Source organism: Dolichospermum sp. LEGE 00246 (genome assembly GCF_015207865.1).
GTDB lineage: Bacteria > Cyanobacteriota > Cyanobacteriia > Cyanobacteriales > Nostocaceae > Dolichospermum > Dolichospermum heterosporum.
On sequence record NZ_JADEWA010000433.1, the window covers coordinates 1 to 4,639 of the forward strand.

Consider the following 4,639-nt stretch of genomic DNA (forward strand, 5'->3'; position numbering starts at 1 on the left):
AAAATTAAAACCGTCCCTGATTGGCAGCAACGGTTGAGGGATTTTGTTGATCAACTTCTTGAAGACTTGGACAAACAGTAATATATGGATAGTTATGGGTAGAAATTATCAAGCTGCTTCTACCCCCGTCCCCAGTTTTTACTTCCCGTGATGTGCGCCACTGTACCATTTTAATAAAACTTTGGCTAATCTCTGCGGGTCATGGCGAACAGCACCATTTTCATCTTCAAAGAGAATATTAGCAGGAACTATTCGCCGTCCTAATTGGGTGACAGATTCTCGGTCTAAAAAAACTGGATGGGCGTTTTGTTGGGCATAACGGATCAGTGCTTGGGCTGAGGGTGTTTTTTTATGAACTAATACGGCATCGAATAACCTTCTGTTGCCACAAGCGTCATCTATGGCTTGAATATGTTCAGCAACACTATATCCATCAGTTTCTCCTGGCTGAGTCATAATGTTGCAGATATAGATACGAGGTACGCTGGTAGCGGCGATCGCATCAGCAATTTCTTGAACTAACAAATTAGGAATTAAGCTAGTGTAAAGACTACCCGGACCAATAATAATGTAATCAGCTTCTTTAATGGCTTTAATTGCGGCGGGAACTGCCGGTGGATTTTCAGGAATACAACCAATTTTGACAATTTTCCCCGCAGCTTTCGGAATATTCGACTCACCCTCAATGCGGCGACCATCTGTCAATTCTGCCCAGAGACGGACATCGCTAAGGGTAGCAGGTAAAACTTGTCCTCTCACCGCCAATACCTTAGAACTGGCAGCGATCGCTTGCACCAAATCTCCAGTAATATCAGTCATGGCAGTTAAAAACAAATTACCAAAACTGTGACCTGTTAAACCATCTCCCGCCCGAAAGCGATATTGAAATAATTCCGTCAGTAATTTTTCTTCATCTGCTAACGCCGCCAAACAATTGCGGATATCACCCGGTGGTAAAACGCCAAATTCTTCGCGCAGTCTCCCAGAAGAACCGCCATCATCTGCTACGGTGACAATAGCAGTAATATTAGCACTATAAGTTTTTAAGCCTCTGAGTAAAGTTGAAAGTCCAGTTCCACCACCAATAACCACAATTTTCGGACCTCGGTATAGGCGACGATGTGCCAAAAGGACATCTATCAACTCCTCTTCATCACCAATAGGTCTGAGAACTTCCGTAATTGAACCAACAGTGCGAGATTGTCCCCACAGCACCAACAGCACACCAGATACCAGGAGTACCGGACCACTGATATAGTTGGGTAAAATGTCAGCCAGGAAACCCAAAAGACCTTTCAGCAATTCCAGAATCCAAAAAATCGGGGTTAATTTTACCCAAATAGCCAACCCCAAACTGGCTAAGAAAACACCCCCAATACTGATAAGTAACCAGCGTTTCACAGCTAATCCAGGAGACAACCATTTGCACCATTGGTTAAACCGATAGGAAGTGCGACCTTGGGACTGTAGCTGTAGCGAATTAATGGCTTGTTTCAGAAAACCGATAAACATACCTAATAGGGAAAGTTGGTACAAACAATATTTAACAAAAAATTTACATCACCTGGTTTCCACACTAAGGGAAAACCATCACATTTATTCAATCCTTCATCATCACCGAGTAGGGGCGCAGGGCCTGCGCCCAGTTAGGAGTCAGAAGAAGGAAATACCAATCACCAATCACCCCAGTTATCAAGAATTTTATGAAAAAGCGAATTTTAGGAATAGATCCAGGACTAGCAACTGTGGGATTTGGGGCAATTGATTGGCAGCAAAGTCAAACAAAAGAACAACAGACAACGGTACAGATGGTTGATTTTGGAGTAATTCGCACCAGTGCCGATATGGAAATGAGTCAACGACTATGCACATTATTTGACGATTTACACACCGTTATTGAGGATTTACAGCCGGATTTAGTAGCCATTGAAAAATTATTCTTTTATCGGATGGCAAATACCATTGTTGTAGCACAAGCCAGGGGTGTATTGATGTTAGTTTTAGGACAGCGTAAACTCCCTTATGTGGAATTTGCACCTCCCCAAATTAAGCAAGCTTTAACGAATTATGGTAAAGCAGATAAGACAGAAGTGCAAGAGGCTGTGATGCGGGAATTGGATTTAGATGAAATTCCTCGACCTGATGATGCGGCAGATGCTTTAGCGGTAGCACTAACGGCTTCGTTTCAGTTGTGATTCGTGTAAAAATAGAATAAAGTTGGAAACTGAATAATAATTAATTAAACTGAGTCTGTCGCCCATGGCCTCCACTGAAATTTCAAAAGGTTGAGCGATCGCTACCACCGGAAACATGATACTCTACCCCTAGACACGGGTTGATGAAATCGCAGCTTGTATTCAAGTCAGTTCAAAATATATCAACATAATATTATTGTTACCGGACAACTGGTAATGTAAGAAGCAAGTAATTGCGCTCTCAAAATACCAGTGTTTTGAAATAGCATATAGCGGTTATCGGTCAGATGCAATACAATTTAAGGCGAGGTTTCCCCGCCCTACAGGTTTTGCAATTTAATCACTGTATCTCATTCAAGTGCATACCGCTATATTATTTAGCTACTATGTAACCTATTTCCCATAGATACAAGTAGTGAGACAGAATTAATTACACAATGTCATTGCGTAAGCGTTGCGTGGCGTTAGCCATATAAAACGAGGTGAAATGAAGCAATTCTAAGAGTTGTGATTGCTTCCCTTCGCTCACAATGACTGTAAATATTTTTGTCCAATTACTTATCATTACCAGAAAAGTATCGCCAGCATATAAATTTAAAGAAATTATTTAAAGCTGATGGTTCTTATGTGCGTCCAGCAGAAGACCCTGTGACGATGTGGGCAATTCAGATTTTAGTGGAAGAGTACGGTGTTCCACTAGCGGCAATGGCATTAGGGAACACCAAAAAATAAATTACCCAATTTTGTGGGATGGGCATCCTGCCTGTCCTTGATGATTAGCGGGCAATTCGTCCCGCACCACAAGAAATTTTTGGGTATTTTTTTAATTGGAAGTTCCTTAGAACTAAATGCGGATTTTGCCGAGGGAACTCATCAAGGTGGAACTGAAGCAGAAGGTTGGGTAGACCATCTTAACCGACTTAATGCTTACATTGCATGAGTACGTCGGGCTGGTTTACGTCCAGAGATACGACAGTTACCTGTAGTCAAGGAAGTGAAGTGATCGCTACTGCTTTAGAAGCACGATTTAAGCTTAGGTAAATCTACAACCCTTTGCGGTCTTTAAGTTGTTGATAAATCACTAATGCCTGTTGCCAAGACTGAATTGCATCTTTATATTGGCTACGTTGAAATTGCTGATTTCCTTGCTCTAATAGCTTGTCTGCTTCTGTTTTCTGGTCTTGACTCGTCTGTGCTTGGGCGGTGGTAGAGAGGAGATAACTGGGAATGGGTAACAAGGAGGGAATCAGCGTCAGCAGCAGAGGCGACGTGATCCAGCTAATTAGTCTAAGTCGCAAGGACATTATATTATATTTAATATTGAGGTAATTACTTGAAATTTTGCTTTCAGTATATCGTAAATATTAAGTAGCTTGAGTTGAAGCACTGTGGCGGATTAAAATTGTAAATGTAGCTTGACAAGGCATTAGAGGATTGATATCCATGACACTCAAAGAGTTAGAACAACAACTTCTTGCCCTTAAACCTAATGAAAAAGTCCAGATTATACAGTTACTTGCTCAAAGTCTTGGTAGCAATTGGCAAGGAATTGAGAAAACCCCTAGAGTCTGTGGTGGAGAAGCTTGCATTGCTAATACTCGTATTCCTGTCTGGGTACTAGTTGAAGCTCGACAACTTGGATATAGTGATGTTGACCTTTTAACCAGCTATCCCACCATTTCAGCTACGGATTTAGCTCATGCTTGGGTATATGCAGAAGCTCATGCTGATGAAATCGCATTGGTAATTGAGCGTAATGAGGCAGCATAGTCAATGGCACGTTTTTATGCAGATGAGCAGTTTCCTTTTCCAGTTGTGGAATTATTACGCAGTTTGGGGCATGATGTTTTGACAGTTCAAGAAGCAGGAAATGCAGATCAACGCATACCTGACGATGAAGTATTAGCATTTGCCATCAGTCAAGAACGGGCAATATTAACTATTAATAAATATGATTTTATCCGTTTACATCGTCGTGATGATGACCACTTTGGAATTGTTGTTTGTAGCAATAATCGTAACTGGGAACAATTTGCAGCAAGAATCAATGACGCTGTAACAGCAGAAACATCATTGCGAAAAAAACTAATTCGTGTGGTACGTCCAGTCACTTAAAAAACTAAAGATTTACCATAAAGATTCTACTTTTCTTAACTGCACAGTATCGAAACTATGCCTATCATAAAGCGTCGTCATTTTCTCCAATCTATCGGTGCATCCCTCACCATTCTGGGTGTAAATCAATTTGCCATTCATCAAGCTTCCCTTAATTATGGCCAGGTATTAGCACAGGATACCCGCCGTAAACGCGCCTTGCTTGGTAACCGTTCACAGGGGGTGAGAATTTATTAAAAAACCTGAAAGCTTTGTCTGTTGGGTTTTTCAGGCAACTTGACATATTAACGAATGGTTCTTAAATTGGCTAGAAAACGATTTGCAAACCG

At 41.3% G+C, this 4,639-nt stretch carries 9 protein-coding genes; 6 read left to right on the top strand and 3 right to left on the bottom strand.

The genetic code is table 11. The features are described 5' to 3' along the window. Nucleotides 1-4: 4 nt before the first annotated feature. Together IQ228_RS21520 and yvcK are read right to left on the bottom strand one after the other, a co-directional pair. Nucleotides 5-169 (bottom strand): hypothetical protein, encoded by a 165-nt coding sequence (locus IQ228_RS21520; RefSeq protein ID WP_193964382.1) that lies wholly within the window; start codon nt 167-169, stop codon nt 5-7. Continuing rightward, a complete protein-coding gene (yvcK, locus tag IQ228_RS21525; protein WP_027401125.1) occupies nt 139-1,512 on the bottom strand; it encodes a gluconeogenesis factor YvcK family protein in 1,374 nt (457 codons plus the stop codon). The genes IQ228_RS21520 and yvcK overlap by 31 nt, the downstream gene beginning before the upstream one ends. 191 nt (nt 1,513-1,703) lie before the next feature. Between yvcK and ruvC the strand changes: the two genes are divergently transcribed. The 3 genes from ruvC to IQ228_RS27220 all read left to right on the top strand — a co-directional run bounded on the left by ruvC (nt 1,704) and on the right by IQ228_RS27220 (nt 3,135). Further along, complete coding sequence (gene ruvC, locus IQ228_RS21530) at nt 1,704-2,195, top strand: crossover junction endodeoxyribonuclease RuvC (RefSeq protein WP_027401124.1); 492 nt, start codon at nt 1,704-1,706, stop codon at nt 2,193-2,195. A 546-nt stretch (nt 2,196-2,741) separates the two neighbouring features. Beyond that, on the top strand, nt 2,742-2,927 hold the full coding sequence (locus IQ228_RS21535) for a hypothetical protein (protein ID WP_027401123.1): 186 nt from the start codon (nt 2,742-2,744) through the stop codon (nt 2,925-2,927). Nucleotides 2,928-3,006: 79 nt separating this feature from the next. After that, a complete protein-coding gene (locus IQ228_RS27220) occupies nt 3,007-3,135 on the top strand; it encodes a hypothetical protein (RefSeq protein ID WP_255549988.1) in 129 nt (42 codons plus the stop codon). Between the two features lie 103 nt (nt 3,136-3,238). On the opposite strand, the gene IQ228_RS21540 is transcribed toward IQ228_RS27220, so the two are convergent. After that, complete coding sequence (locus IQ228_RS21540) at nt 3,239-3,499, bottom strand: hypothetical protein (protein WP_152540410.1); 261 nt, start codon at nt 3,497-3,499, stop codon at nt 3,239-3,241. Nucleotides 3,500-3,638: 139 nt separating this feature from the next. On the opposite strand from IQ228_RS21540, the gene IQ228_RS21545 reads away from it, so the two are divergent. The 3 genes from IQ228_RS21545 to IQ228_RS21555 are packed head-to-tail and all read left to right on the top strand — an operon-like array spanning nt 3,639 to nt 4,547. Further along, nucleotides 3,639-3,965 (top strand): DUF433 domain-containing protein, encoded by a 327-nt coding sequence (locus IQ228_RS21545; RefSeq protein WP_027401122.1) that lies wholly within the window; start codon nt 3,639-3,641, stop codon nt 3,963-3,965. A 3-nt stretch (nt 3,966-3,968) separates the two neighbouring features. Beyond that, entirely contained in the window at nt 3,969-4,310 is a 342-nt protein-coding gene (locus IQ228_RS21550; RefSeq protein ID WP_027401121.1) for a DUF5615 family PIN-like protein, read from the top strand. Nucleotides 4,311-4,367: 57 nt separating this feature from the next. Next, complete coding sequence (locus IQ228_RS21555) at nt 4,368-4,547, top strand: hypothetical protein (protein ID WP_027401120.1); 180 nt, start codon at nt 4,368-4,370, stop codon at nt 4,545-4,547. Nucleotides 4,548-4,639 lie beyond the last annotated feature (92 nt).